Origin of the sequence: Aeromonas sp. s11 (genome assembly GCF_040907945.1) — a bacterium.
Lineage (GTDB): Bacteria > Pseudomonadota > Gammaproteobacteria > Enterobacterales > Aeromonadaceae > Aeromonas > Aeromonas veronii.
This window is the reverse complement of sequence record NZ_JBFOCU010000037.1, coordinates 1-26,257: the sequence shown is the minus strand read 5'-3', so window position 1 is coordinate 26,257 and position 26,257 is coordinate 1. Positions and strand designations below refer to the sequence as shown.

General features: G+C 59.5%; 23 protein-coding genes, 1 other RNA gene and 2 pseudogenes. 11 read left to right on the top strand and 15 right to left on the bottom strand.

Translation table 11 applies throughout. The annotated features are described in order from the left end of the window. Together AB5Y84_RS10755 and AB5Y84_RS10750 are read right to left on the bottom strand one after the other, a co-directional pair. Positions 1–684: pseudogene (locus AB5Y84_RS10755) on the bottom strand (oligosaccharide repeat unit polymerase); the annotation flags it as partial. Beyond that, positions 672–1,991 carry a lipopolysaccharide biosynthesis protein gene (locus tag AB5Y84_RS10750; protein WP_088869104.1) on the bottom strand — a complete coding sequence of 440 codons (1,320 nt, stop codon included), beginning with the start codon at positions 1,989–1,991 and terminating at the stop codon, positions 672–674. The gene AB5Y84_RS10750 and the pseudogene AB5Y84_RS10755, both read right to left, overlap by 13 nt. A gap of 299 nt (positions 1,992–2,290) precedes the next feature. On the opposite strand from AB5Y84_RS10750, the gene AB5Y84_RS10745 reads away from it, so the two are divergent. Genes AB5Y84_RS10745 through AB5Y84_RS10730 form a run of 4 tightly spaced genes read left to right on the top strand, consistent with a single transcriptional unit; the run spans position 2,291 to position 7,261 of the window. After that, on the top strand, positions 2,291–3,046 hold the full coding sequence (locus tag AB5Y84_RS10745) for an acyltransferase (protein ID WP_236355126.1): 756 nt from the start codon (positions 2,291–2,293) through the stop codon (positions 3,044–3,046). Continuing rightward, positions 3,043–4,242 carry a glycosyltransferase gene (locus AB5Y84_RS10740; RefSeq protein ID WP_368176910.1) on the top strand — a complete coding sequence of 400 codons (1,200 nt, stop codon included), beginning with the start codon at positions 3,043–3,045 and terminating at the stop codon, positions 4,240–4,242. Before AB5Y84_RS10745 ends, AB5Y84_RS10740 begins: the two co-directional genes overlap by 4 nt. Next, on the top strand, positions 4,239–6,773 hold the full coding sequence (locus AB5Y84_RS10735) for a hypothetical protein (protein WP_368176909.1): 2,535 nt from the start codon (positions 4,239–4,241) through the stop codon (positions 6,771–6,773). The genes AB5Y84_RS10740 and AB5Y84_RS10735 overlap by 4 nt, the downstream gene beginning before the upstream one ends. A gap of 11 nt (positions 6,774–6,784) precedes the next feature. Then, positions 6,785–7,261 carry a hypothetical protein gene (locus tag AB5Y84_RS10730; RefSeq protein ID WP_368176908.1) on the top strand — a complete coding sequence of 159 codons (477 nt, stop codon included), beginning with the start codon at positions 6,785–6,787 and terminating at the stop codon, positions 7,259–7,261. On the opposite strand, the gene AB5Y84_RS10725 is transcribed toward AB5Y84_RS10730, so the two are convergent. Further along, a complete protein-coding gene (locus AB5Y84_RS10725) occupies positions 7,239–7,685 on the bottom strand; it encodes a hypothetical protein (protein WP_270656954.1) in 447 nt (148 codons plus the stop codon). The two genes, AB5Y84_RS10730 and AB5Y84_RS10725, sit on opposite strands and share 23 nt — an antisense overlap. After that, the gene (locus tag AB5Y84_RS10720) at positions 7,672–8,439 is read right to left on the bottom strand and encodes a hypothetical protein (protein WP_005351432.1); all 768 of its coding nucleotides are present in this window, start codon (positions 8,437–8,439) and stop codon (positions 7,672–7,674) included. The genes AB5Y84_RS10725 and AB5Y84_RS10720 overlap by 14 nt, the downstream gene beginning before the upstream one ends. A gap of 156 nt (positions 8,440–8,595) precedes the next feature. Here AB5Y84_RS10720 and AB5Y84_RS10715 point away from each other — a divergent pair, with 156 nt between their 5' ends. Further along, entirely contained in the window at positions 8,596–9,441 is an 846-nt protein-coding gene (locus tag AB5Y84_RS10715; RefSeq protein ID WP_323929294.1) for a DUF1194 domain-containing protein, read from the top strand. A 103-nt stretch (positions 9,442–9,544) separates the two neighbouring features. On the opposite strand, the gene AB5Y84_RS10710 is transcribed toward AB5Y84_RS10715, so the two are convergent. The 4 genes from AB5Y84_RS10710 to AB5Y84_RS10695 form a co-directional block, all read right to left on the bottom strand. After that, positions 9,545–10,171 carry a hypothetical protein gene (locus AB5Y84_RS10710; RefSeq protein WP_368176907.1) on the bottom strand — a complete coding sequence of 209 codons (627 nt, stop codon included), beginning with the start codon at positions 10,169–10,171 and terminating at the stop codon, positions 9,545–9,547. 323 nt (positions 10,172–10,494) lie between these two features. Further along, on the bottom strand, positions 10,495–10,983 hold the full coding sequence (locus tag AB5Y84_RS10705) for a hypothetical protein (protein ID WP_368176906.1): 489 nt from the start codon (positions 10,981–10,983) through the stop codon (positions 10,495–10,497). Between the two features lie 72 nt (positions 10,984–11,055). Continuing rightward, positions 11,056–11,490, bottom strand: a complete 435-nt coding sequence (locus AB5Y84_RS10700; RefSeq protein ID WP_368176905.1) for a hypothetical protein — start codon at positions 11,488–11,490, stop codon at positions 11,056–11,058. A 358-nt stretch (positions 11,491–11,848) separates the two neighbouring features. After that, positions 11,849–13,264 (bottom strand): GumC family protein, encoded by a 1,416-nt coding sequence (locus AB5Y84_RS10695; RefSeq protein WP_368176904.1) that lies wholly within the window; start codon positions 13,262–13,264, stop codon positions 11,849–11,851. Between the two features lie 217 nt (positions 13,265–13,481). Here AB5Y84_RS10695 and AB5Y84_RS10690 point away from each other — a divergent pair, with 217 nt between their 5' ends. Genes AB5Y84_RS10690 through AB5Y84_RS10680 form a run of 3 tightly spaced genes read left to right on the top strand, consistent with a single transcriptional unit; the run spans position 13,482 to position 16,394 of the window. Then, on the top strand, positions 13,482–14,537 hold the full coding sequence (locus tag AB5Y84_RS10690) for a glycosyltransferase (RefSeq protein ID WP_368176903.1): 1,056 nt from the start codon (positions 13,482–13,484) through the stop codon (positions 14,535–14,537). Positions 14,538–14,568: 31 nt separating this feature from the next. After that, positions 14,569–15,762, top strand: coding sequence for a glycosyltransferase family 2 protein (locus tag AB5Y84_RS10685; protein ID WP_368176902.1), 1,194 nt, complete (start codon positions 14,569–14,571; stop codon positions 15,760–15,762). Next, entirely contained in the window at positions 15,759–16,394 is a 636-nt protein-coding gene (locus AB5Y84_RS10680; protein WP_005333398.1) for a sugar transferase, read from the top strand. Before AB5Y84_RS10685 ends, AB5Y84_RS10680 begins: the two co-directional genes overlap by 4 nt. Before the next feature lie 293 nt (positions 16,395–16,687). Here AB5Y84_RS10680 and AB5Y84_RS10675 read toward each other — a convergent pair whose 3' ends face one another. From AB5Y84_RS10675 to AB5Y84_RS10650, 6 genes are all read right to left on the bottom strand, one after another. After that, a complete protein-coding gene (locus AB5Y84_RS10675; protein ID WP_151286874.1) occupies positions 16,688–17,689 on the bottom strand; it encodes a glycosyltransferase family 4 protein in 1,002 nt (333 codons plus the stop codon). Between the two features lie 80 nt (positions 17,690–17,769). After that, a complete protein-coding gene (locus AB5Y84_RS10670) occupies positions 17,770–19,260 on the bottom strand; it encodes a SpoIIE family protein phosphatase (protein ID WP_368176901.1) in 1,491 nt (496 codons plus the stop codon). Positions 19,261–19,283: 23 nt separating this feature from the next. After that, positions 19,284–19,952 carry a tyrosine-protein kinase family protein gene (locus tag AB5Y84_RS10665; protein ID WP_040096949.1) on the bottom strand — a complete coding sequence of 223 codons (669 nt, stop codon included), beginning with the start codon at positions 19,950–19,952 and terminating at the stop codon, positions 19,284–19,286. 1 nt (position 19,953) lies between these two features. Next, positions 19,954–22,059, bottom strand: a complete 2,106-nt coding sequence (locus AB5Y84_RS10660) for an SLBB domain-containing protein (protein WP_005360128.1) — start codon at positions 22,057–22,059, stop codon at positions 19,954–19,956. 18 nt (positions 22,060–22,077) lie between these two features. After that, the gene (locus AB5Y84_RS10655) at positions 22,078–22,494 is read right to left on the bottom strand and encodes a hypothetical protein (protein WP_005351415.1); all 417 of its coding nucleotides are present in this window, start codon (positions 22,492–22,494) and stop codon (positions 22,078–22,080) included. Continuing rightward, positions 22,491–22,841 (bottom strand): STAS domain-containing protein, encoded by a 351-nt coding sequence (locus tag AB5Y84_RS10650; RefSeq protein WP_005333409.1) that lies wholly within the window; start codon positions 22,839–22,841, stop codon positions 22,491–22,493. The genes AB5Y84_RS10655 and AB5Y84_RS10650 overlap by 4 nt, the downstream gene beginning before the upstream one ends. Before the next feature lie 338 nt (positions 22,842–23,179). On the opposite strand from AB5Y84_RS10650, the gene AB5Y84_RS10645 reads away from it, so the two are divergent. Next, positions 23,180–23,671, top strand: a complete 492-nt coding sequence (locus AB5Y84_RS10645; RefSeq protein ID WP_005351410.1) for a molybdopterin-dependent oxidoreductase — start codon at positions 23,180–23,182, stop codon at positions 23,669–23,671. A gap of 8 nt (positions 23,672–23,679) precedes the next feature. Then, entirely contained in the window at positions 23,680–25,506 is a 1,827-nt protein-coding gene (locus AB5Y84_RS10640; RefSeq protein WP_139731413.1) for an ATP-binding protein, read from the top strand. Between the two features lie 321 nt (positions 25,507–25,827). Here AB5Y84_RS10640 and ffs read toward each other — a convergent pair. Next, positions 25,828–25,924: signal recognition particle sRNA small type (gene ffs, locus AB5Y84_RS10635), an RNA gene on the bottom strand. A gap of 142 nt (positions 25,925–26,066) precedes the next feature. On the opposite strand from ffs, the pseudogene AB5Y84_RS10630 reads away from it, so the two are divergent. Beyond that, positions 26,067–26,257, top strand: a pseudogene (locus AB5Y84_RS10630) (IS3 family transposase); the annotation flags it as partial.

Genomic DNA, 26,257 nt, shown 5'->3' with positions numbered 1-26,257 from the left:
CCCCACCCCATTGCCCTGATTGAGCAGCAAGCTCAGCGAAAAGCCGGCAGGAAAGAGCAGTACCAGCGCCAGATCGTTGGGATCCCCCAGCACAGAGCCCAGCTCGCGCCCTATGGTCACCCGGGTGCCCTCCACCAGCCCGATCCCGCTCGCCTTGTTGTAGAGGGCCACCAGCGCCACCAGACAGCCCGCCACCACAAAGGTGCGCACCGCCAGCGCAAAATCCCCCGGAGTGCGCACCAGCCAGGCGGTGGCCAGGGTCATCAGATAGATCTTGCTGTAGCTGCCGGTCCAGGTGGCGATCGCCTCGCCCCGGTTGCTGGCAAACAGCACACCGATGGAGACCATCACAAAGAAGGCCGTCAGCCAGCTCAGGGCAGGACTCCAGTAGGGCTTGATCCGGCCGGTCAGCAAAATGTGCCAGACCAGCGCGCCGATGGCAGCCAGCGAGAAGAGCAGCGGGATCTTGAGGGGATAGAGCTGGGGGAACACCTCATGCAGCCGAAAGAAGGAGAAGGTGACAAACCCCAGCACCATCAAGAATGGCCAGCGCAGGGCAAACCAGATGGCGGGAATGGCAAGGCCGAGCACCGGCAGCAGCAAGGGATGGGGCAGCCGCCACCAGAGCAGGGCCAGCACCAGACAGATGGTGCTTGCCCAGATGGCTGGCGTTAGACGAGCCATGATCCTGCCCACCATTGGCCGAGCCAGACCATGGCCAGCGCCCCGAGCGAACTGGCCCAGAGGGTCGAGAGGCGATACGGCAGCGGCAGCAACCGCTGGCTCACCAGATAAAAGGCGAGCGCCCGCACCAGATAGACCAGCAGCAGGGTCCAGATCACCCCGGCGACCCCGAAGGGGGGGATGGCGAGCAGAAAGCCTGCCACCCCAAGGGCGCTGCAGCCCAGATTGATCACCATCTGGGCATTGCTCTTCTCGCCGCTAAAGCAGCCGACATTGAGCAAGTCCGAAACATTGCGCACCGCCATACCCAGCACCAGCAGCGGAATATAGGCGATCGCCCCGTGATAGCTCTCCGGGGTCAGCCAGCGAATGAGCAAGGGGGCGGTGAGCCCGACAATCCCCGCGGTAACAAACCCCAGTACCGACCCCATCACGCTGTAGTGAGCATTGAGTCGCAGTCCATCCGGTTCGCGCAGCAGCATGAAACGGCGGGGATACCACCAGAGGGCAAAGGGTTGCAGCAGAAGTCCCACTGCCAGCGCCAGCTTGCCCGCCACGGCGTAGTAGGCAAGCAGCGCCTCCCCCACCACATCGGCCAGCAGCCAGCGATCCAGTCCGCTCAGGGCAAAGCCTGCCAGCCCGCTCACCACCAGGGGCAATCCATAGCGCAGCAGCGGCCGATAGTGCTCCCAGTCAAAGCGGATCCCGCTATCTCGCCACTGCCATAGGCTCAGCAGCAGCGCCAGTGCAACGCAGGTCAGGGTGCCGGAGGCCAGCACCCCGCTCACGCCCCAACCGAGCCAGAGCCACCAGCCGGTCAGCAGGGACTGGATCACCGCCTTGCCTGCGGTCGCCACGAAAAAGAGCCGCGCCTGATTGCGCATCCGCAGCCATGCCAGCGGCACGCCGATCACCCCTTCAAACGGCAGGGCGCAGAGCACCCAGCGCACATCCGCAAGACGGGTTTCCACCGGTAGCCAGGCTTGCACCACAGGCGCCAGCAGCCAGAGCAGCACCAGACTGGCCAGGGCGATCAGCCAGACCAGCCCAAACATGCGGGCCACCACCTGCTGGCGCTCCTGCTCATCTTTCGCCAGTCCGGCAAAGCGGTAGAGGGCATCCACCAGCCCGAAACCAAGGATCAGGGAGCCCAGATTGATGAGGGTCAACAGCACCTCCAGCTGGCCGTATTCACGAGGCAGCAGCTGATGGGTCAGCACCGGCAGCATCAGCAGGGAGATCCCTTTCATCAGGAGCAAGCCACCGGCGTAATAGAGCATGGCAATCTGGTTCACACCAAGTTTCATAGGGCCTCCCAGCCACCCGAAGCATCCTGCTCCGGGTCAGCTACCGCTAATGCAAAGCCCACGCCACTCACTCCCGCCCAGATACGATAGCTTCTCTGCGCGGCTTAACCGGCCTGAACAAGCCCAGAATGAGACTGGCATTTGCGTTTTGCACAACGCTGGCTGCAAATTGCACCGACCGGCGCAATCTGCCCCTCCTCTTAGCCCCATTTGGCCCGATCTAGCTGGGGTCGTCCTGTTGGCCCGATCCCTGCTTTCTGCTTAGCGAGCAACGGACTGCACCAGAGGGAGAGGTCGCCATGAACACCATCAACCTGCACCGGATGAAAAGCTGGGCCAAACAGGGGGAAACGCCACTGGCTCGCCGGGTATGGCGCCTGGCCAAAAGTGCCCGCCACTGGTCATGCCCCGTGATCCCTCCCCTGCATCGGCTGCTTTATCGGCTCTATCTGCTGGGCAGCAACGCGCTGGCAACCCTGACCCGCACCCTTTGGTGGACCCCCTTGTTTCAATCTCGCCTCACGGCACCCGCCCCGCGCCTCTATCTCTATGGCGGCATCCCCTATATCAGCGGTCCGGTCACCATCGAGATCGGTGCCGACTGCCGCCTCAGCGCCGCCATGACCATCAGCGGCCGGGCATCGAGCCAGACGCCAAAGCTGGTGATTGGCCGCAATGTCGGCATTGGCTGGCAGACCACCCTGGCGGTGGGTAGCAAGATAGTGCTGGGGGATAACGTCAGAATTGCAGGGCGTGCCTTTCTGGCGGGCTACCCGGGGCACCCGGTCAACGCCCGCGATCGCGCCCGGGGCCTGCCGGATCGCGATGAACAGGTGGGGGCCATTGTGCTGGAGCAGGATGTCTGGCTCGGCACCGGGGTGATGGTGATGGCTGGCGTCACTATAGGCGCCGGCACCATTGTCGCCGCTGGCAGCATCGTCACCCGGGATCTGCCCGCAGGTGTGCTGGCAGCAGGTGTACCGGCCACAGTACTGCGCCCCTTGCAACCACAGGATCACAGCGATCTCGCACACGCCTCGGAGACCTTTGCATGAAACCACACTCACTGCCGCAACTGGTGGTATTGGGAGAGGATTGGGGCCAGCACCCCTCCAGCACCCAGCACCTGATCAAGCGTCTGTTGCCCGATTATCAAGTGCTCTGGGTCAACTCCATCGGCATGCGCTGTCCCCGCTTTACCCTTCATGATCTCACCCGTATCGTCCGCAAACTGGGGGCGGTGCTGTGCGGCGCGCGCCATGCTGGCGGCCAGTCGGTTGCGCCATCAGAGGTCAGCAGCCCCCGGGTTCTGCCGCCGCTCGCCTTGCCACTGCCCGGCAGTCGTCTGGCGGGCAAGATCAATGGCCACTGGCTGGCGGCGCAGATCCGGCGCCAGTTGCCCGAGCTGGATCGCCCCTTGCTCTGGATCTCCCTGCCCAGCGCCGTCGATCTGATTGGCAAGCTCGAAGAGCGGGCGGTGATCTACTACTGCGGCGATGACTTCTCGGCGCTGGCGGGGGTGGATCATCAAGCCATCGCCCACTGCGAAGCCCGACTGGTGGAAAAAGCGGATCTCATTCTGGCCGCCAGCCCCGCGCTGGCCAGCCGCTTTCCCCCTCATAAAACCCGGCTCCTCAGCCACGGCGTGGATCTCGAGCTGTTTATGCCCCCCAGAGAGCGCCCGGCGGATCTCCCCTCCGGCCGCCCTATCGCCGGATTTTACGGCAGTCTGAGCGACTGGATTGATATCCCCCTGCTGGCAGAGACGGCGGCCGCCCTGCCCCACTGGGATCTGGTGCTGATTGGCCCGGTCCAGACCGATATCTCCCCCCTCAAGGGGCTCCCCAATATCCATCTGCTGGGGCCCCGTCCCCATCACACGCTGGCAGCCTATGCCCAGCACTGGCAGGTGAGCCTGCTGCCCTTTGTCGACAACGCCCAGATCCGTGCCTGCAATCCATTGAAATTGCGCGAGTATCTGGCCGCAGGGCGACCCATCGTCAGCACCGATTTTCCGGCCCTCGATGGCTATCGGGATCAGATCCAGCTCCCCCACGATGGGGAGAGCCTGGCCCAGGCCATCAACCGGGCCGCCTTTGATCAACCCAATCCGGGCTGGTTTCAGGAGAGTGGCTGGGAGGGGCTCACCCGCAGCGAAGGGCGCCACACGCGCCAGCAGCAGGTGGCCCTGCAAAGCTGGGATTACAAGGCTGCCGAGCTGAACAACTGGTTGAAGGGGCTGCCCGGATGAGCAAAGGGCTCTGGCTGGTTATCCTGCTCTGCTGCCATGCAGCAATGGCCGCCACCCGGCTGGAGGGGCAGACCCCGCTGCCCCTAACCAGTAACCAGACACCCCAGCGGCTCGATCTGAGCACCCACAACTGGCCAATAGGCAGCGATGATGAACTGGTGATCGAGGGCCATAACCCCAGCGCCCGCCCGCAAACCCTGATCCTGCGTATCGACGATGAGGCCTCGGTCAACTACCGCAGCCGGGTCAATCTGGAGCGGATTGTCGCCCCCGGCCCCTTCACCCAGCGCTTTGCCTTGAGTGAGTGGCGCACCAGCCAACCCAGAGCGCTGGCGCTGGACAAACTCACCAAGCTCTATCTCTTTATGGCCGATAACGCCCCCTCAATGACCATTCACCGCTGGTACTGGCAGCCCGGTCTGACTCTGCCTGAGGGCACCATTGCGCTGGATCTGGGGGCGGCGGCTGCGCCCCGCTTTACCGGCTTTGAGGCCCTGAGTCCGGGGGATCCCCGGCTGATTGGCCATCCCACCCCCATCTTGCGCCCCTCCGGCGATGCCCTTGTGCGCGATGGACTGCGCAATCTCGACGGGGTGCAGTTGGACGTAGCCAAGGGGCGCTACCAGCTCACCCTCTGGCTGGATGACCCAGGTGAATGGGAGTATCTGCCCCACCCCTTCGAGCGCAGCGTGCTGGTCAATGGCGAGCCCATCTGGGCCGAGCAGTGGCAACCGCAGGAGTGGCTAACGCAGCGCTATCTGGCGGGACAATCTCGCGAGGCACTGCCAAATCCGGATCCCTGGCAGCTGCTCGGGGCTCGTCAAGGCGGCCCCGTTCATGTCACTCTGAACCACCCCGGCGGCCCGCTCACTATCACACTGGTAGGTCACTCACCGGATGCCAAATACCTGGCGGGGCTGCTGCTTGCCCCCTATCCGGCCAGCACCAGCAAAGAGGCTCTCCCGAATAGTGGAAAAGATCTCGCCGTATTGGCCGACGCTACCGCAAGCGTGCTGACCAAGCAGCGCCAGCTGTTTTTGGAAAAGTGGACTCTGGCCCCCTATTCCCCAACCCCAGCTTCGCAGCAACTGAGCCTCACGCCGATTACGGATGCCGCCCCAACCCTGCAGATCGCCCCGGCATCTGCGGCCGATGCGTTGCAGCAGGCTTCACAACCGGTGCTGGCCGCCCGTGGCAGCCAGCTGCTGCTAGAGTTTGCCATCCACGCCGCCACCGACGATCCGGCCCCCTTGCTGGTGATCCAGCCCCCTGAGCAGGCAGGATCGCCGCTGGCGCTGACCCCCTATTACGGCAAGTGGCATCTGGTTCGCCCGCAGGCGAGTGGCACCCTGCTGGCGCCCTCGGATCAGGAGCTGATCGAAGGGGTCGCCGGACTCACCCTGCTGGCAGGGGTACCTCGGCGTCTGGTGTTGCAGATCACCATCCCCCGCGATGCGCCTGCCGGTAACTATCTGGGCAATATTCAGCTGCTGAGCCAACAGCAACTGGTGCAATTGCCACTGACTATCGAGGTGCTGCCACTGACTCTGCCCGCGGCCAACAAGCCGGTCGGCATCTATGTCGAAGCGCCCCCCTATCTGAATTGGCTGAGCCCCGACCCCGAGGCGCTAAAAGAGCAAATCGCCGCGGCCAGTCGCTGCGATCTGCAGCGGCTCGCCAAGCTGGGGATCAGCGGCCTCTCGCCCGCCCTGCCACAAGATGAGGCGGGGATGCGGGAGGTCATGGGAGAGGCGGCCGGGCTCGGCTTTGTGCCGCCCCTGCTGGCCTATACCCCGCTCAAACGCTGGGGGGGAGACCCTGCCAACCAGCTTGATCAGTGGCAGGCGCGGCAACAGGGGCTGACCGCCAGCGGCTTGCCCCCGCTGGCATGGAGCCTGTTTGATGAGCCGGATCTTGCCACCCTGCCCGCCATCACCACCCTGGCGCGGGAGATGAAACGGCGGGATCCAGCGGTGATCCGCGCAGGCCACTTCAATCATTCGGGTCAGGTTGGTCTGCTTGCAGAGGTGGAGATTGCCCTGATCAACGCAGGCTTTGGCGCCGACAAGGCCGATGTGGCGCGGATACGCCAGCACAAGGTCACCCCCTGGTTTTACAATCTGGGCACCCCGAGAGCCGCCGGGTTCTATTTGTGGCAAAGCGGCGCCGAGGGCTATTTGCAGTGGCATGGTCGCATGCCCACCGCCCTGCCTTATGACCCCACCGACGGGCGGGAGAGCGACTTTATGCTGCTCGGCCCGCAAGCCTGCGAGGCGCATCGCCTCTCCCACGATCTGTTGCTGTTGCAGCAAGCCATCGAAGATCTGCGCTGGCTCGCATGGCTGGAGCAGGAGGCCCGCTATCAGGTGGATGCCGCCCTGCTGCTGGAGCGCCTGCGCGATCAGCTGCCGACCCGCTGGCAGGTGGCAGAGCAACTGCCCTCTGCCGCCTGGATCCAGTGGCGCCGCGAGATTGAACAACTGGCCAAGGGATTGAAAACATTGCAAACTGGTGCCAACTCATCCTCCTGAAGTGACTGCGTATGGCCAACCAGATTCCCCGCTCCACAGCAAAAGACAGCGCCCTGCGCTGCCTGTTGCCTCTGATGCTTCCGCTGCTGATCCTCACCGGTTGCGCCCGTCAGGAGCCGGTCAATGAGACCCTTCCGATCCTCAACCAGTTGCGGGAACAACAGCTGGCCGAACAGCCCCAGCTGCAACTGCAGTACCAGAACGCGGAGACACAACTGCCAGCGGATCAGGAGCAGCTGCTGCATCAGTTTTTAGGACGCAAGGATCCGGCCCGGATTGCGCTGGTAAGCGGCCCCGGGCTGCAAACCGACATGCTGGAGAGTGCGCGAATGGCAAGCGTGCGACTTACTGCCCTCACCCGCTTGCTGGGAGCTCGCGCTATTGAGCTGGAGCCCCGCTATGACCCCATGCTGGCCCCCAATACCTTGCTGATCCGCATTCTGCCAAACGGCGAATCTGGGGCGGTCACGCCAACGGCGGCGCAATAAGCGCGAGGCAAGAGGTTGGCAAGGCCACCCGATAGAGGGGATAAGGGACCAGTCCCCACAATTTGCGCCAACCCTGGGTAAGACGGTACGAGAGCAGCGGCGGACTCTGGTGTAGCTCGCCTAAAAACATCACCCCCTGACTCATCCCTTCACCCGCCAGCGTCACTGACATCGCCTCGCTATCAGGCGCCACCAGCATGGCCTGCAGCAGACCGTCACAGCGGGGATGGGCCAGCTGATAGCTGACATAGGTGCCGCCCAATACCGGCGTAGCCACCCGCAAGCGCCATCCCAACTGGACCAGCTCCATCAGCATGGGCTTGGCTCCCTCGTTAACGGCCCGGTTCTGATAACGCCAGCCCATGGCGGCAGCACTGAGCAGTGCCACCAGCAACAGCAACAGGTATCCCCTAGATAGATGCATCACGGCGCCCCCGGATAAAGAGAATGGTCATCACCAGCAACATAATGGCCCACTGGTAGAGCTGGGCCAGCGAGCCGGTATGGAGCCAGCCGTACCAGCGCAGATCCAGACTCATCAGCACCAACCGCAACTGATTGGCCCCGATATAGAGCAGGCAAACCAGCAGCAACATGGGCCACTGCCGGTAGAGGGGGCGCTCAGGCGCCAGCCAGCAGCAGGAGACCAGCCAGGAGAGCACCACCAGATAGAGTTGAGAAAACGAGGAGCACCCCTTGAGCACAATCAGCGCATGGCCTCCCAGCCGCTCGATGCGATTGCCATCAAGGCGAGTCTCCCAGCCCAGCAGCTGCAACCACTGGCCCACCCCCCAGGCGTCGAGGGCCAGCACAGGGCCGGAGAGCAGGGCAAACACCTGCTGCCCCCACAACACCGCCACGGTAAAGGCGAGCACAATCTGCAACACCGCCCGCTCATCGCCACTCTGATGACGGCGCCACAACGAGGCCACCAGCAACAGACAGGCCAGCGCCTTGCAACTGGCGCTGGGGATCAGGATCAGCAGGATAAAGAGGGCGAGCGCCAGTGGATGCGGGCGCCAGCTCGGTGCAACCCGCGATGCAATTTGCCACCAGATAGCAATCAGCAACACCACCAGCAGGTTGAAGTGGCCCATATTGAGCCACACCATGCCCCACTGATTGGCCAAACCAAGTAGCAGCCAGTTGGGTGCCCACTGCCAGGGACGGATCTCCATCGCAACTCCTGCCGGTTATCAGCGCTTTTGAGTGCTGTCGCAAGTTCCATGCCTGCCCGGCCTCACCCGGATCAAGCCAAGTCAGAGGATTAGCCAAGCTGGCACGCTTTATTCATTCCCCCTTCTGGCACTAGCGCCAGGGAGAAGGAGTGAGCAATGAAACTCAAACCGTTGGCAGGGCTGCTGGGGATGTTGTTGGTAACCTCCCCCGCATACGCCTTGACCGAAGTCGATACCGAACTGCAACTGCTGATGGATGTGTCGGGCAGCGTCAGTTCATCGGAATTCAATTTGCAGTTACAGGGCTATGTGGACGCCTTTTACAGTCAGGAGGTACAAAGCGCCATCCTCGACACCAGCGGCGGTAAGCTGGGCTCCATCGCCGTGCAGATGATCATGTGGAGCGGCTCGACCCAGCAGAGCGTGATGACCGACTGGTTCCACCTCTACGACATGACCTCCATCAACAACTTCGCCGCCACCCTGGATGCCCTGGTACGCCCCTATGCGGGGATGACGGCCCCCGGTTCGGCCATGGCCTTTGGTGGCTTGCAATTTGATACCAACGACTTCACCGCCGCCCGCCAGGTGATGGATGTGTCGGGTGACGGGATCCAGAACGCAGGGCTGGATACCGCCACCGTGCGGGATCAACTGCTCGCCTCCGGCATCGATACCATCAACGGCATCACCATAGGTCAGGACTATGCCGATGGGGTACTGCAAGAGTGGTATGTGGAGAACGTGGCGGGCGGTCAGGATGCATTTGTTATCAATGCCACCACCTTCGCCGACTTTGGCAATGCGCTGGAGCTCAAACTGGCGGCCGAAATTGAGGGGGGCATTATTCCGGAAGGTGCACTGGCCGCCCCCATCGAGGAGATCCCGCTGGCCGCCCAGCTGCTGCTCGGTATGCCGTTACTGCTGGCCTGGCGCTATCAACGCCGAACTCAAGGCCGTCCGCAGCAAGCCAACTGGCAACAATCGCCAGCTATCGGCTAGTTAATCACCCCGTGTGTTGCGATTAGGGAGCCATGGCTCCCTGATTTTTTTGTGGCGGTGATGATCTGAATGCAGAGCGCAAAGGCTAGTCGCCCTGACGAAATTAGCCCGATTGACCAATATGCCAGCTCTGACCATATGGATGCTGCACCGCTTGTTCTTCTGAGGGCAACAACGATAACGCCTCCAGAGTGGATGCAATAAGTTCACTCTTGCCCAGCGCCTGGCGTAGAGAGAGCGCCTCTGACAGCACGGCGCGAGCGTTATCATAGGCGCCGGTCTGTACGAGAGCCTTGCCAAGATGATGCAGTGCGAAATGCCGCATAAGGGATTTTGGTTGCAACCGACAAACTACTTGGGTGGCCAAGCTGACAGCTTCATCTGCACGATCGAGCCGCTGCAAAACCTGCACCAGGCGTAGTTCTGAGCTAACGCGAGCAGCATCGTCCTCTGAAACCATCTGCGCGGAGATCACCTCTCGGAGAATGGCCTCTGCCTGAGCGGCTCGTCCTACACATAGCAACATAAAAGCGGCAGCGCTCCGAGCTCTTGAAGCAGCTCGTGACAATGCAGCACAGGGATGTAGGTCGAGGGACTGATTGGCAGCAGCCAGCATGGCTATTGGGTCTACCGCTTCGGGGAGCAGATAGGGAGCGCACAAGCGGTATTCCGTACCGGTGCCTGCGATGCAAAACGTGTAGCCATCAGTGAGCGCCATGGGTTGATTCATCGATCCTCACGTTTGAAATAAGCTGCCTTGCAACATTCGATACTTGCAGCAAGCAAGGGCTGTAGGTTCGATTAGCACAGCGTAATCGGACGTTCGCGGCCTTTCTGCAATATTTCTATTCAACTCGCTAAAACCCTCCCATCTTGCCACTCCGCCCCCCAAAAAAACTGACTCTCGAACTGGCGTCGGTCGTGACGTTATTGCCGCATTGACATGGAATTTCACCGCGATCGTCCGATTACGCCTACCGGCTAATCGAACCTACGAGCTATCTAAGTGTAATCGTAACCTACGAGCCATGTGACTTTCACCTGTTATAGATTTCATATTCTCGGGATCATTTTAAGAGCTCTTAGCCGCTCATCATTTGCGATCTCTGCACCAAGAAATGTTTGGCTAATGAAGGTTGACACCGCCGGACCAGAATGAATTTTCTTTATTCTTTCTTTAGCTGCATAAACATGTTTTAGCCGAGAATAAACATCTTCCCACCAATCCCGTCCATATTTTTTTATGAGACTATCTTTTATCTTGTACATCCTCTTTTTACTGCTGAAACTCTCATCAGAACCAATAAGGCTAGCCCATATCATTCTTTTCTGTAAATCATTAGGAACCCAGCACTGCTTTTCAAGCTGATTAATAACGTCAGGGTGTAGATAGGGCTTGTGCTCAGAGAGCATCCTATTAACCCATAATGGCTTAGCTTCTTCATATGCTTGAGCCACTTCAGATCTAGTGAATCCTTGGATATGATCCTTCCATGTTTCTAGTTGATCTATCTTGCTTAATTTTGTAGATAATTTTTCCATAGTTCTCTTACATATAATGCTCACCTAAAGGAGTGGAAACGCCCTACGATGATAGTATCTCTTGAGCGTTTGTTAGGCATTCAGTTTCTCGATTGTGCCCTGTATCGGCAATTTATGTTCAAAAAACTCTCGAAAAGAAATGTGAAGATCTTGAATCCAACTTTCACTATTTTTGGCTTCTAGAAATTTCAATAACTTTTCAGGTATTGGCTCTTTTTGGTAGTGAAATGTAGCATTTCTAAAAAGTCGCAAAGCATCTATAAAGTCGGTTCTTTCTAATAGCAAATCTATTTTATCATTAGAAAAATCCTTCTCCCGATAGCCTTCCACAACAACGTATAACAATGAATAAAAAACTGAAATCCGACGAAATGCAGAACCAAACTGAGAGAGTGTTTGTAATTCACTTGGAAATATCCCATCGACATGAATATCGGCACTAATTACGACTTTTATAGCATCAGCATTTAACCAATGTGAATGTAATGCGACCATGTTTTGGTCCATACTCTCTCCTTTAAACCTAAAAGTAATTATATGGATCACACGATTAATATGTTATTAACGCCTTCCATCTAACTCCGCCATACCACTCATCATAACAACCAATAGATAATATTAAAATCACTGTATTACCAACCAGCACCTGATTCATAAGTCCATTATCAATAGCGTTGAGCCGGCTCCACTTTTAACACTGGGTATGACCACAGTCAACAAACGGAAATAGAAAATGCACCCTATCTCCTCTTTTATCGGCTTGCCGCGATGTTTACTCCACCATCCGTACAATATAAAAACGGCCTTATCACAAGGCCCTTTCAGAAATATCCAGATTCAGGCTGGCAGCCCGTTTTTACGGCAATCACCCCGACTCCGGTGACAAGGGCAACACCTGCCCATCCAGCGCATGATCACTATTGGATGGATAGTCCGGCACCGGCTCGCAGTAGGGAATGCGGCTTAGCACCGGCGCCTTGACCAGCGCGGCCAGCTGATCGGAGCGGCGCAGGCTGGCATCCGCCAGTTCGGCCACCAGTGCCAGACCGCAGCCCAGCCCCAGCCCGCCAACAATGCCCGCCAGCAGAAACAGCCAGAGCGGGTAGTTGCTCGGCTTGCTGGGGGCAAAGGGCTTGTCGATCACCTTGATCCGCTCCCCCTGCTCGAAGTTGCCCAGATCGCCGGTCACCTTGGCCTTCTCATAGCGCAGCAGCAAATCCTGATAGAGGGTGCGTTTGACCGCCAGATCCCGCTCCAGCTCGGCGAGCTGGCGCTCGGTATCTCCCTGGGAGTCGACCACCTTGTCCAGCCCATCCAGCTGACTCTTCAGGCCGGCGGCGTTTTGCTCCGCCTCCGTCAACTGCGTCTGGGCCAGCTGCCACTCGGGCCCGCGCGCCATATCCGGTTGAGATTTGAGCTGCTCGAACTCCTGCTGCAACTGGTCAATCTGATAGCGCAGACTCTGCACCTTGCTGTGCTCGTCGCTGTAGCGGGCACGCAGCAATACCAGCTCGGTGCGCATCAGCTGCAGCTTCTCATCCAGTTGGCGGGCCAGCTGGCTCTCCTGCCCCAGCGATAGCTGATCGACCCGGGCCTTGGCCTGCAGCAGGGTGATCAGGCTCTCGGCATAACGCTCTTGCAAGCCATAAAGACGGGCGACGTTGGTACTCTGCTGCTGGGGCAAGGCGCTGGCATGCTCCCGTTTAAAATCGGCGAGCAGCTGCTCGGCCGCTTGCAGTTCGCTGCGGCGGCTGTCGAGCTGGCTTTGCAGGAAACGTTCGGACGATTCCGCCGACTGGCGCCCCTTGCTAAGCAGGTTGAAGAAAAAGCGCCGCGAAATGGCTTCGAGCAGCCCGGCGCTGTTGGCCGCCGAATCCGCCTTGACCTTTATCTCGATCACCTCATCGCCAATCAGCCGCAGCGAGACGGCACTCGAGAGCCAATCCATGATGGCATCGCGCTGAGCTGGGGGGGTCTCGTCATTGACCAGGCCACGATCCCGCGCTACCCCATCCAGTACATAACGGCTGCGCAGCAGGGCTTCGAGCACCGCAAAGCGATCCTTGAGACTTTCCTGAGTGATCAGATCCTTGAGGGTCGGGGTCTGGTTGGCATCTTGCGGCACCATAAAGGTGGTGCGGCTCTCATACTCCTTGGGGGTGAGCAAACCGACCGTCACGCCCACCAGCGGCATCACCAGTACCGGGATCACCAGCAGATAGCGACGACGCCAGGCGGCGAAGAGAATGATGTAGAGGTTGTAATAGAACTGGACAGGCATGGCATCACTCCCTGAGAAAAGCCCTCCCCCCGCACGATGCAAAGGCAATGCCACCAGAGGAGCTGATCGCCTCTGTGGGCAGATCGCAAGAGTGGTACAAGATTCGCATTCTCCCGCTATCCGGGGTGTCACCCCTTCCCTTGCCGGAGCGCGAACCATGTTGTCATCAACCCCGTCGCACAGACCCCATCCCCGCAGAAGATCCATCGTTCAAATCGTGCAGCACCTGCAGCCGGGCGGGCTGGAGACCATGGTGCTCAACCTCACGCAGGCGAGCCCCGCCGAGCAACCGGTGCATATCATCTCCCTCGAAGGGCGCAAAGGGGATGTGCTAAGGGCATGGCCCGCCCTGCATCCCTTTGCTGGCAATATTCACTGTCTGGAAAAGCCCGCAGGCTGGTCGCTGGCGACCCTCTGGCGGCTCACCCGACTGCTGCGCCAACTCAAGCCCGTCGCGGTACATACCCACCATCTGGGGCCCATGCTCTATGGCGGCCTCGCCAGTCGGCTGGCCCGGGTGCCCACCCTGGTACACACAGAACACGATGCCTGGTATCTCGATGATCCCCATCAGCGCACGCTGGCCCTGTGGGGGCTGCGCGCCTTCAAACCCACTCTGGTGGCCGATGCCATGCCGGTGGCCAACCAGCTGCTGGCCAAGCTGGGCCAGCTGTCGCCAACCGTGATCCCCAACGGCATCGATGAGCAGCGCTTTGCCCCGGGCGCCGCTGCCCTCGCCCGTCAGGAGATGGGATTGCCGCAAGGGGTTAAGTTGATTGGCTGCGCCGCCCGCCTTGAGTCGGTCAAGGGTCACACCTTGCTGCTGGAGGCGATCCGCGCCCTGCCGGAAGAGGTGCATCTTGCGTTGGCTGGGGTCGGCAGTTTGCAAAATGCGTTGCAACAACAGTGTCAGCGTCTGGGGATCGCCCATCGGGTCCATTTTCTCGGGCTGGTCGAAAACATGCCGCGCTTCTATCAGGGGCTGGATCTCTTCTGCCTCCCCTCACTGGCGGAGGGGATGCCGCTTTGCGTGCTGGAAGCACAGGCCTGCGGGGTACCGGTGGTGATGAGCGATGTGGGGGCGGCCAGAGAGATCGTCTGTCAGGCCAGCGGCCATATCCTGTCGGAGCGGGATCCCGGCCGCCTTGCCCAGCTTCTGGCACAAGGGTTGCTGCAGTGCCATAGCCTGCGTGCCGTCACCCGAGAGTTTGTGTGCCAGCAAAGCAGCTTGAGCCGGATGGCTCAGGCCTATCAGCAGCTTTACAGCCGCTGATCAAGCGACCCGATGACCAGAGGAGCATCCCATGGAATGGATCATGATCGTGTTCTGGCTGTGCGCTGTACTGGTGGTCTACCACCATGTCGGCTATCCCCTGCTGCTCAAATTCGGTGGTCGGCAGGCACGCAAGGTAGCCAATCCACCGCGTCCTCTGGATCGAGGGTTCAAAGCAGACGCCACCGATGAGGCGCTGCCGACCATCACTTTGCTGATGCCGGTCTACAACGAGGCGGCGACCATCGCGGCCAAGCTGCAAAACCTCGCCAGCCTCGATTACCCCGCCGACAAGCTGTGGGTGCATGTACATTTCGACGGCTGCAGCGACAACAGCTACCCCATTGCGCTGAGCCAGCTCGGTGATCCCGCCCTGCAGCAGTTGCAGATCAGGCTGTTTGATCACTCCCGCAATCGCGGCAAGGTCGCCGTGCTCAACGAGGCCATGACCCGGGTGCACAGCGATCTGGTGGCCCTCACCGATGTCTCGGCCCTGCTGCCCATCGACAGCCTGCTGCTGGCGGTCGCCCATTTTGCCGATCCCAAGGTAGGGGTGGTCGGGGAAGCGTACCGCTTCTGGCAACCGGGCTCACAGGGCGAGGAGAGTTACTGGCACTATCAAAGCCAGATCAAGCTCTGCGAATCGGCCCTTGGCGGCATGCTGGGGGCCCACGGGGCCTTTTACATGATGCGCCGGGAGTGCCTCACCCCGCTGGCTGCCGATACCATCAACGACGATTTCATCCTGCCGATGCAGGCCATCGCCAAGGGGTATCGGGCTGTTTATGACAATCGCTGCGCCGCACTGGAGCTGGAAATTTCGGATGCCGCGCTGGAGGCGACACGGCGCAAGCGGATCGGGGCCGGCAACACCCAGCAGCTGTTGCGGTTGTTGCCCCTGCTACACCCCAAGTTCGGCTGGGTTGCCTTCAACTTTGCCAGTGGCAAGGGGCTGAGGGTGATGATGCCGCTCTGCCTGACCCTGCTGTGGCTCTGCGCCATCCCGCTGGCTACCCAATCCCTGCTGTTTCAGCTGTTGCTGGGGCTGCAACTGCTGGGGTATCTGCTGGTCATCTTGATCCAGCTGACCCCTGTGCACCCCTGGCCCAATCTGTTTCGCAAGATCCACTATCTGGTACTCGGACACTGGTACAACGGCATGGGCACCCTGCGCTACTGCCTGCGCGCCCCCATACGTTTCATGTCACAGGAGAAAGCCGTATGACACACCCCATTCCAAGATTAACCCTGGTGGTCAAACGCAGCATGGATCTGCTCGGTGCCACTCTTGGCCTGCTGCTGACGCTGCCACTGTGGCCGCTGATCATGTTGGCCATCCGGCTCGATAGCCCGGGGCCTGTGTTCTTTCGTCAGCTGCGGATCGGGCGCAGCCACGCCACCCATACCGAGCTCTTTTTCATGATCAAGTTTCGCACCATGCGCGCCGACGCCGAGGCGGCCACCGGGCCAGTCTGGTGTGGCAAGGGGGACAGCCGGATCACCCGCAGCGGCGACTTTCTGCGCAAAACCCGGCTCGATGAGCTGCCGCAGTTTATCAATGTGCTCAAGGGGGAGATGTCGCTGATAGGCCCCCGCCCGGAGCGGCCCGGGATCGCCAACCGGCTGGAAGATGCGGTGCCGTACTTTATCGAACGCACCTATGAAGTGGCCCCCGGCATTACCGGTCTGGCACAGGTCAATCAGGGTTACGACGAGTCGCTGGATGATGTGCGCAGCAAGCTGGCGTTCGATCTGGCCTACTCGGTCGCCCTGCTCCACCCCTGGCGCTGGCTGGTGCAGGATGTGCATATCATCGGCAAGACGATCGCTATCATGGTCGGCAAGAAGGGGCGCTAATCCCGCCGCACCAACCTCAACCACATCTCAACACCCATCAGGCCATTGCCACTGCAATGGCTTTTTTTTATGGCGCATCTTTGTGGCGCATCAATGGTGATCACAGAGAAGTCAGCGACCTGATCGCCATCATCTGGCCCCATCCATCCACAGGCCTGATGTCCGCTTGACCAACCGCAGAAACCCGAGCGTTGCGTGCTCACCGAAGCAATCCGCCCCCTGCTTCCCATAACACCGGCACATAAAAAAACGAGTAGCCAGCGGCCACTCGTTTTGACAGGTTTCTCCGTGATTCAGGCGCCGTAGACGGCCAAAATATCGGTCACTCTGTTGCTCACGCTGTACCCTCGGGCGATGGTGTTGCGGGCCGCCTGACTCATTTTGCTGCGCACCACCCCATCGCTGCGCAGCCAGTAGTTGACCAGCTCCGCCATATCCCGCACATGGCCGGGCTCCACCAGCCAGCCATTGGATTTATGGTCGATCAGATTGACCAGGCCCCCCACCGCAAAGGTACAAACCGGTATGCCGTGAGCCATCGCCTCCAGGGCCACCAGCGGCAACCCTTCAAAGCGGGAGGTGATGCAGAGCAGGTCGATGTTGTGCCACTCATTGGCCATGTTCTTGAAACCATGAAGCTGGACGCGATCACCATACTGCTGCAACAAGGCACTTTTCATGGGGCCATCCCCGTAGAGATGAAACGCCCCATCCGGGCAGAAGGCAGCCAGCTGGCAGAACGCCTCCGGCCCCTTTTCCGGCGAGAGGCGGCCGACAAAGGCAATCCGGTTGCCAGTTACCGCAGCCGGTGTCGCAGGCATGGGGACAAAGTTGCTGATCACCGTGCTTGGCACAGGCAATTTGCGAGCGATGGGCTCGCTCACTGCAATACACTTCGCAAAACGCGCTGTGGTGCGATCCAGCCAGCTGTAAAACTTCAGCAAACCTTCCCCGTCATCGCCACTGTGAAAGGTCGAAACCACCGATTTACCGGTGAACCAGGCTGTCAGCCGCCCCAGCACCCCGGCCTTGTAGCCGTGGGTATGGATCAGCACAGAAGCAGGCTGGCGGGCCAGACGGCGCATAAAATCGCGGCTGTTTTGGCACACCTCGTAGGGCAAGCCCTGTTGTTTGAGCAGGGTCGTAAAGGGGGTCATGCCATGGTTGCTCACTAGCACTATGGTGGGGCGAAATCCCCTGGCCAGCAGATCGTTGGCCAAGTGGATAATGTGAACTTCTATTCCACCGACCTGACGCGCATCGATAGCCAGCCAGATCTGCTGCATGGGTAACATAAGGCCCTCCTCCCGTGGCTCCATGCCACCTGAAATGAGGCGCTGCATAGAGCGGGCCAGTCAGGCAAAGAGGGGCAGGCTCAGGCGCCGGGACAGGCGACCAGCAAGAGGGTCATGTCATCGAGGGCGGCATCATTGATGCGCTCATCAAACCAGCGGGCAATGCGATGAGCCAGTTGCTCAAGACCGGGCCTCGAAGTCAGGCAGATCTCTTTTAGCTGCGACTCCCAGCGCTGGCGCTCTGCGGCATCACGGCTATCGAGCAGGCCGTCGGTCCAGAACAGCAGGATCTCGCCGGGCTTGAGCTGACGCTCATTGGTCACGAAGTGGGGATCCGGGCGCAAACCGGGCAAGGGGCCGGTCACGCCGACCTGACGGATGGTGCCGGGCCCGACCAGCCAGGGCGCCGGGTGGCCCGCGCTGGCCCACTGCACCCGCCCCTCGTTGCCGAGTTCAATGCAGAGGGTGGTGAGCAGGGTAGCCCCGAGGAGCGGATCACTGTGAACCGCATTCGACAAGATGGTCAGCAAACGGGCGGGGGCGCGCTCCAGATCGTGGGCCGTCAGCAAACCGCGCAGATAACCGGCATAGGCATGGGCAAAGAACTTGGCTTCTGCATCGTGGCCCATCACATCCCCGAGCCACAGCACCCGATCCTTGACCAGTAGAAAGTCCCCGCCCCCCACGGTGGCCGCGCGGGTTTGCAACGCCAGCTGGTATCCCCCTATGGAGGTGGCGGGCAATAACGGGCGCAGCGCCGAGGTCATGCGCTGATCCAGCTGTTCGCCCCATTGCGACTTGAGCTGCTCCGAGCGTTGCAGCACCCGCGAAACCGCCAGCAACAGGTCCTGCTTGGTGATGGGTTTGACCAGAAAGTCATCGATCCCCAGCGCCCCTGCCCGACTCTGGGTCCACTGATCCTGATGACCGGTCAGGAAGATAAAGGGCACCCCCTTCATCTTGGGATCCTTCATCAACTGCTGGCGCAGCCCAAAGCCATCGATCCCCTCCATCTCGATATCGGAGAGCACCAGCGCGGGGGGCTGCTTTCCGAGCGCCAGCAGGGCGGCATGGGAGTCGGCATAACTTTCAACCCGATAGTGCTCATGAAGGTAAGCGGTGAGCAGGGCACGCATCACCTTGTCATCGTCGATCACCGCGATCACCGGCAGTTGGTTGACCGGGCACTGCTGGCGAAGGGTCACGCGATTGCGCTCACCGTCGCGAGAGAAGTGCACCTCGGCAAATAGCTGGTGCACCAGCGCCAGCCCGTATCCCCCCTCCTGCAGCTCATCGGGTAACGGCGCACTGGCAAGACCGGGTTGCGGGCCGCCATCATCCTCCAGCACCAGACTCAAGCCCGTTTCATCCTCTTTCAGCGTGAGCCAGAGTCGGGTCGCGGGAGGCGCTGTGTGTTTGACGCTATTGGTGGCCAGCTCACTGAAACAGAGCAGCCAGTTGGCTTGATCCTTTGGGGAGACCTGAAACAGGGAGAGTCCCTGCGCCAGCCGGTTGCGCAGTTCGCGCACCGACTGCAGGGTTGCCGGAGCAGATCGCAACCAGTCATCCATATCGGGCCTCCATCAGCGGGCGATCAGATCCGGAAATTGAGCAATGCACTGCGCCGACACCAGCGCTTGAGCCATTCGGTCACCCGGTTGCTGGGCAGCCGGTTGAGTTCGCGCAGGATCTCGCTGGCCAGCCCCGGGTTGAGTTTGTCGTTATAGACAGCGCCAAGCAGATTGGCCTCGGCACGGGTCAGTTTATCCACCGCACTTTGTACCACTGTGGTCGGCGTCACTCCCGCCAGTACCACCAACAGCGCCCCTTCACAGGCACCGCATACCTGATCGGCCGGAATATTGCCCCGATTGAGGGCGGTGAGCGGGGAGGTATCGAAGATCACCACATCGTAATGCTCCAGCCAGCGAACCAGCAGCTGGCGCAAGGTATCCTTGTTGCGAAAGGCCATCAGATCCTTGCCCGGAGCCGGGAGCAAGGACAACGACCGGCCAGTGGCCACCGGCTCGGGCACATCATTGGGCCCCCAGGCAATCGCCGCGGCGCGGCCGGGATGATAGAGGTTGAGATCCACCAACAGGGTGCGCAACCCATCCGCCTCCGAGCGCCTTGCCAGCGCATCGCAGATGGAGCTCACCCCCTCTCCCCCTTCCGACGAGGTAACCGCCAGCGAGCGGATCCCCCGGGCGACCGTCGCCGCGTAGAGGGATTCGAGCTCCAGATATTGAATGGGGATGCTCATATCAAAGCGTCCCGACCAGGGCCACCACCGAGATCGTGGTCAAAATGTCGCGCATGCCATCCATGAAGATGGCCCAGTTACTGCTTTTGCTATCAGGGATAAAGACGGTGTCCCCTGCGCGCAGCACCGGTAACTGGCTAAAGTCGGGCTCTTTGGCAAAGCCGTCGAGATCGAAGCTGCGGGCCTGATCCCCCTGACCACTGGTGGCCATGTTGATCACCACAATCTTCTTGATATAGGCGCTGCTGGTCGGGCCCCCCGCCTCGGCCAGCAGATCCAGCAGGGTCATGGAGGAGTCAAAACGGTAGCGACCGGGGCGGGCTATCGCTCCCAGCACCCGAATGGTGTTCTCCTTTGGCTCATCGAGCCAGGGACGATTCTTCTCCGGCAGGTAGATGGAGTCGCCGGGCAGCACCTTGGGCAGCAAGGTTTCATCGCCGGTTTCAAAGTAGAGAGCAAGGTCGAGCTTGCTGACCCGCGCCGTGCTGCCACTACGATGGGCGATGCGCACATTGCGCAGATCCGCCGCCGCAGTCGGACCATCGGCGGCCGACAGGATGTCGATAAAGCCCATCTGCTCATTGAAGGCATAGCGACCGGGGGCTCCGACCTGACCGAAGATATAGATGGAACTGTCCGGTGACTGGCGCACCCACTGGGACTTGTTGTCACTGGGATCGGTGGGCAGCTCGGGGATCATGATGGTGAATCCGGCCCGGATCTTCGGCAGGCTGGCCAGCGCCCCGCCCTGATGAAGGAACTTGTCGAGATCAAACAGGGTTGGCGTGGCCTGCCCCCCTTCGGCGGTCAGGATCTGCACCTTGGCGATATCGGCCCGCTCGTTGGGCCCTCCGGCGTGGGCGATCAGATCCAGCAGCGACATTTCGTCAGACCATTCATAGCGGCCCGGGATCCGCACCGCCCCCATCACCATCACCGCCCGCCCGGGTGCCACCTTCAACCAGGACTTCTCGTTGATATCGGTTTTTTCCGGCACAAAGATGGCATCACCGGGTTTGACTTGGGGCAGCGCCTTTTGCATCCCTTCGGTATAGGCCTGCAAGTCGATGGGTTCGATCGTGCCATCGGTGCGCAGCAAACGGATCTGGCGACTCTCGGCATAGCGGGTCGGGCCACCGGCATTGGCCAGAATATCGAGGAAGGAGTCCCCTTCCCGCCCCTCATAGGCGCCGGGTTTGAACACCTCGCCCATGATGTAGATAGTGCGTGCCCCCCGTTTTATCTGCTCTTCATCCTTGGGCACGAAGATGGTGGCGCCCGGCGCCAGATTGGGCAGCAGCTTGTTGTTGCCGGAGTCGAGATAGGCTTTGAGATCGAACAGTTCGGGGGCATCACCATTGATCACCCGGATCCGCTCCACCCCGGCAAAACGGGTTACCCCACCTGCCCGCATCAGCAGATCCACGATGGAGTTGCCACTCTTGAAACTGAAGGCGCCGGGGCTGTTGACCTCGCCAAATACCTTGATCGCCTTGCCGGTATCGCCATCCCCGCCTGCCGCCAGGGTTGCCGCATCAAAATCTATTTGCACGTTGCCGATCAGCGGAGAGGCGGGTACGAACACCACATCAAGGGATTGCAATGGCGGCAACACGCTGGCATCGCCGGTATCGAGATAACGCTTGTAGTCGAAGCTAGAGACCGTGCTGCCACGCCGCACCTGCATATTGTTGAGCTGGGCACCGGGCACCAGACCGCCAGCGGCATCGAGGGCCATCTGCACGTTGCCATCGGGCGCCAGATCATAACTGCCGGGTTTTTTGACATAGCCCATCACGCTGATCAGCAGCCGCTTCTCCAGCAAGGTGACGGTCAATTGAGAGAGGTTGTTGTAAACAGGTTTGAGGGCGGTGCGGATCAGCTCATCCGCCTGTTGCAGGGTCTTCCCTCCCACCACGACGTTGCCAACTTCAGGCAGTGCAATCTCCCCCTGCTTGTTGATCTGGAAAGGCTGATCAAAAGCAGGCTCACCGGGTTGCACTATGGCCAACCGATCACCGGGAGCCAACAAGGTGGAGGCCAGTAACGGGCAGGTAAACAACAGCAAGAGAACACAGATCAATCCTTCGAGAGCGCCCCGTTTCATAGACATCCTTTTCGTCTGTTACGTCTGCCCCCATTGGCGTAAGGGGAGCCCTGACCAATCAGCACGACAGCCATCCGCTGTTGTCTGTTGCAGCCGCAAACGTACTTGTTGTAGTGATTGTGCCAACACGGTCTGACGCCAGGCTACATCCGACCAGAGCCGTCCGTGCATATCCCGTTCGATATCAATACGTTGAGATTGTAGTCGTTTCAACTCGGCAGGCATACACCCCTGCAGACTCGCTTGCTTTAATTCCGTCAGCTGCAAGTCGAGTTCCTTCTGACGCTCATCATAACGAGACCAGACCCGCCGTTCATCCTCATTGACCGGAATACGGGTGGGTCTTGCCTCTGCCATGCCGCCATACCCCTCCGGCGGCCACTGCGCACAACCCGACAGCAGAATGGACGAGAGCAGGATACCAAAGCGTTTCATGATGCAGCGGCCATCATGCCACGGGAACGCATATAGGCCTTGATGCTCTCATGGCAGGGGATCACCCGGTCGATATGCAGCATCTCCAGCAGGTCATGGGGTTGACCGGGTCCGCAGACAAGGGCCATCTGATGCCCGTTCATAATCAATCTTTTATAGAGAAATACCAAGGCTCCGATCCCCGACGAGTCGATAAAATGAACATCGCTGATATCGGCCAGGATATCTCCCGGGTGGGTCGAGAGGGTTTCAAACAACGGGCGGAGCTCACTGACGGCCATCGCGTCAAACTCGTTTTCCAGTACCACTACCTGGATATCATTAAGGGTGTAAGTCATGCTTTCCATCGCTAGCTCCTTGTCGATTCTCAGACTATTTGCTGTCACGGCATTCAGCACGCTGCAAATGTTATGCCGGACAGTGCCACGGCACTTGTTCTCCAAATGATACTCTTTGCGCCTTATTCACCAACACCCACTCCTCGTTTTGATTGCCAAATTGCAATTAACCTCCCCCGCACGTTGCAAACTGCAATTCACCTTGGCCGAGATCGCCCGATAACAGGCTAAATGGCTGATAATTCAAGCCCATTAGACTGGGCCCGATTATTGCTTGCCTTTGGACACACTTCACAAGCCACCGTTGGCTCGGCCCCCGTGCCGCCATTTTCCAGGAAGGAGAGATCATGAAAGCAGGCCTTTATATCGCACCACTGCTGGCAGCCCTTTGCGGCACCGCATACGCAGCCCCCTCCCCTGACAGCGCCGTGTTGAAGGTTGAAGGCGCCATCAGCAGCCCCACTCATCAGGCTCTGGCCCTGTGGGACAGCGCCATGCTGGATCAACTGCCGGTACACGAAATCAAAACCCATACCCCCTGGTATGACGAAGCCAAGACCTTTCGCGGCCCGCTGCTGCAAGATGTATTGGCCAAGGTCGGGGCAACCGGCAAACAGCTCACCATTACCGCGCTCAATGACTACTCGGTACAGGTGCCGACCAGCGATGCCGAGCAGTATCGGGTCATCCTCGCCCGCACGATCAATGGCAAGCCACTGTCGGTGCGTGACAAAGGGCCGCTGTTCCTTGTCTATCCGTTCGATCAATATCCCGAACTGCAAAACAAGCTCTATTACGGTCGGGCTATCTGGCAGATCAGCGCGATAAAAGTGGAGTAGATCCCATCATGCGTTCCATGGCGGCCAGTCAACGTTTCTTGTTTGTGGTGCTTTGTGTGCTGCTCCTTGCCTTTGCCGGTATTGGTACCATCCAGTACCGGCAATTTCAGGATCTGCAGCGCAGTACCAGCCAGGGCGAAGACAACGTGATGTGGAACTATTTCCAGCTCTATAACGAAGCGCTGCGTTTTCAAAGCTCGCTGCTCCATGAGTCGCAACCGACCTTCCAGCTCAGATACGATATACTGGTCAGCCGCATGGATCTGGTACTGGAGAGTAAGGATCGCAGCCTGCTTCAGCAAACAGAGATATATCAGCAGGCAAGCAAAGCCATTCGCTCCTACATCTCTCTGGCGGATATCTGGCTCGGCCCGGAAGCCACCAAGCCGCTGGACAATCTTGCCCATCAGGAGCTGCGCCAACAGCTTGCCTCCCTGCTCCCCCTGCTCCATCAGCTGACTCTGGAGGTGAACCAGCAGGCGACCCTGTTTGATGTGGCACGCCGCGACAGCGTGAGGGAGCAGATCATCACGACGACACTCATCGCGACCCTGCAATTTGCGCTGCTCTTTGTGCTCGCCCTGCTGATCTGGCGGCAAATGAATATCTCGTTTCTGCAACACAAACTGATGCAGCAGCTCAATGACAAACTGCTGCGGGCAAATCAGGCGGCAGAGGCCGGCACAAGAGCCAAAAGCAGCTTTTTGGCCAACATGAGCCATGAGATTCGCACCCCCATGAATGGCATTCTCGGCATGCTCTCACTGCTGGCCGACCGGGATATGGATCCGAGGGAGCGAGACTATCTGGAGACGGCGCGGGAATCGGCAAACCATCTGCTCGGTCTGCTTAACGACATTCTGGATGTATCCAAGCTGGAAGAGGGCAAGATCGAGCTGCAACTGGCCCCCCATCACTTGCCCCAGCTGCTGGAGGATATCCGGGCCCTGATGCAGAGCAACTGCGATGCAAAAGGGATCAAACTGACCCTGACTGTTGCCCCCGATACGCCGGAGTGGTTGATGATCGACCCGCTGAGGGTCCGCCAGATCCTCTTCAACCTGGTGAGCAATGCCATCAAGTTCACCCATCAGGGGGAAGTAAAGATCCATGTTGATAGCACCCTGTTGGAGCAGGATCGCCACTCGATACGCATCTCGATCCAAGACACCGGGATCGGCATGAGCAAAAGTCAGCTAAAGAACCTGTTTCAACGTTTCGCCCAGGCGGATGTCTCGATCACCCGCCAATATGGCGGATCGGGCCTGGGACTTGAAATATCCCGTAACCTCGCACGCCTGATGGGCGGCGATATCTCGGTAGAGAGCAGCGAGGGACATGGCAGTACTTTTACCTACATCTGGCCCGCCAGAGCCACGACCCCCTCGATTGTTTGCCTGCCGTCCAAGCCGCTGGACCAGGAGAGCTATCGCATCTTGCTGGTTGATGACAATGCCACCAACCGCAAGGTGATCGGCGCCATGCTCGACTCCGTGGGCCATCAGGTCACATTGGCCGTTCAGGGAGAAGAGGCGCTGGAGAAACTGGGTCACACCGAATTTGATCTGGTGTTGATGGATGTCCAGATGCCAGTGATGGATGGCCTGGTGGCCACCACCCGGATCCGCACCTCACAGATGCCTTGGGCAGATATCCCCATCATCGCCCTGACGGCTGATGCGATGCCGGAATCCAAGCAATACTATCTTTCCCATGGCATGAACGGGTATATCACCAAGCCCATCAATAAAGAGACGCTACTGAGCGAGATAAACAGACATATTTCCCATGGTCGGCTCAAATACAACGCCACCCTACGTGTCACCAAGCAATAACCCCCCCCCCTGATTCCGGGCTACTGATTGCTCATGTGGGGCAACATTGACCTCTGCAGGCAACTGAATGGGCTTGGGTCTGGAACCCACGCAGGCAAGCAGCTTCGCAACAGCTGCACGGGCCATCGGCTTGTCTCGGGTATGCAGGGATTTTTTGATCTCTTTACGACGACCACAGGGGAGCGTGGTGACTTTCCGGTAATACCGGATGCCGTGGGGACTGAGCCAGAGATTCATCGATGAGCTCCTCGTTGTCCACACAAAGTGGATGACCAAGGGCTTTAGGAAGCTAACTTATTGAATTTCAGAAACAAGTGGTGGCCCTACCAGCCACATCCCGGCACTCGAGTCCCCCGCCTTGGCTGCTACCTTCCAGTCCTGACCAGGTCGACGGGTTATCAATGCGAGAGGACCAATAGGACCACCGGCGAGGAGAATAGGCAAACTGGGCGTTCAATGCAACGGCTTTCTACCCTCCAATAGATCGTTTGCCTTATTTTTCAACAATGTCCCGTCCTGAATATGGTTTACACCTTTCCTCCCAATAAATGGAGAACCCGATGGGACAAGGTGTGAAACGGACACAGCGCGATTACTCGCTGACTTTTAAACTGGCGCTGGTCGAGCAGATTGAAAAAGGCGAGCTCACCTACAAACAGGCTCAGGTGCGTTATGGCATTCAGGGCCGTTCCACCGTTCTGGTATGGTTGCGTAAACATGGTCGGCAAGATTGGAGCCAGGGGGCTTCTGT

Coding starts and splice junctions, on each gene's coding strand:
- AB5Y84_RS10750 (WP_088869104.1), bottom strand. CDS start 1,991: ATGAAACTTGGTGTGAACCAGATTGCCATGCTCTATTACGCCGGTGGC.
- AB5Y84_RS10745 (WP_236355126.1), top strand. CDS start 2,291: ATGAACACCATCAACCTGCACCGGATGAAAAGCTGGGCCAAACAGGGG.
- AB5Y84_RS10740 (WP_368176910.1), top strand. CDS start 3,043: ATGAAACCACACTCACTGCCGCAACTGGTGGTATTGGGAGAGGATTGG.
- AB5Y84_RS10735 (WP_368176909.1), top strand. CDS start 4,239: ATGAGCAAAGGGCTCTGGCTGGTTATCCTGCTCTGCTGCCATGCAGCA.
- AB5Y84_RS10730 (WP_368176908.1), top strand. CDS start 6,785: ATGGCCAACCAGATTCCCCGCTCCACAGCAAAAGACAGCGCCCTGCGC.
- AB5Y84_RS10725 (WP_270656954.1), bottom strand. CDS start 7,685: ATGCATCTATCTAGGGGATACCTGTTGCTGTTGCTGGTGGCACTGCTC.
- AB5Y84_RS10720 (WP_005351432.1), bottom strand. CDS start 8,439: ATGGAGATCCGTCCCTGGCAGTGGGCACCCAACTGGCTGCTACTTGGT.
- AB5Y84_RS10715 (WP_323929294.1), top strand. CDS start 8,596: ATGAAACTCAAACCGTTGGCAGGGCTGCTGGGGATGTTGTTGGTAACC.
- AB5Y84_RS10710 (WP_368176907.1), bottom strand. CDS start 10,171: ATGAATCAACCCATGGCGCTCACTGATGGCTACACGTTTTGCATCGCA.
- AB5Y84_RS10705 (WP_368176906.1), bottom strand. CDS start 10,983: ATGGAAAAATTATCTACAAAATTAAGCAAGATAGATCAACTAGAAACA.
- AB5Y84_RS10700 (WP_368176905.1), bottom strand. CDS start 11,490: ATGGACCAAAACATGGTCGCATTACATTCACATTGGTTAAATGCTGAT.
- AB5Y84_RS10695 (WP_368176904.1), bottom strand. CDS start 13,264: ATGCCTGTCCAGTTCTATTACAACCTCTACATCATTCTCTTCGCCGCC.
- AB5Y84_RS10685 (WP_368176902.1), top strand. CDS start 14,569: ATGGAATGGATCATGATCGTGTTCTGGCTGTGCGCTGTACTGGTGGTC.
- AB5Y84_RS10680 (WP_005333398.1), top strand. CDS start 15,759: ATGACACACCCCATTCCAAGATTAACCCTGGTGGTCAAACGCAGCATG.
- AB5Y84_RS10675 (WP_151286874.1), bottom strand. CDS start 17,689: ATGTTACCCATGCAGCAGATCTGGCTGGCTATCGATGCGCGTCAGGTC.
- AB5Y84_RS10670 (WP_368176901.1), bottom strand. CDS start 19,260: ATGGATGACTGGTTGCGATCTGCTCCGGCAACCCTGCAGTCGGTGCGC.
- AB5Y84_RS10665 (WP_040096949.1), bottom strand. CDS start 19,952: ATGAGCATCCCCATTCAATATCTGGAGCTCGAATCCCTCTACGCGGCG.
- AB5Y84_RS10660 (WP_005360128.1), bottom strand. CDS start 22,059: ATGAAACGGGGCGCTCTCGAAGGATTGATCTGTGTTCTCTTGCTGTTG.
- AB5Y84_RS10655 (WP_005351415.1), bottom strand. CDS start 22,494: ATGAAACGCTTTGGTATCCTGCTCTCGTCCATTCTGCTGTCGGGTTGT.
- AB5Y84_RS10650 (WP_005333409.1), bottom strand. CDS start 22,841: ATGGAAAGCATGACTTACACCCTTAATGATATCCAGGTAGTGGTACTG.
- AB5Y84_RS10645 (WP_005351410.1), top strand. CDS start 23,180: ATGAAAGCAGGCCTTTATATCGCACCACTGCTGGCAGCCCTTTGCGGC.
- AB5Y84_RS10640 (WP_139731413.1), top strand. CDS start 23,680: ATGCGTTCCATGGCGGCCAGTCAACGTTTCTTGTTTGTGGTGCTTTGT.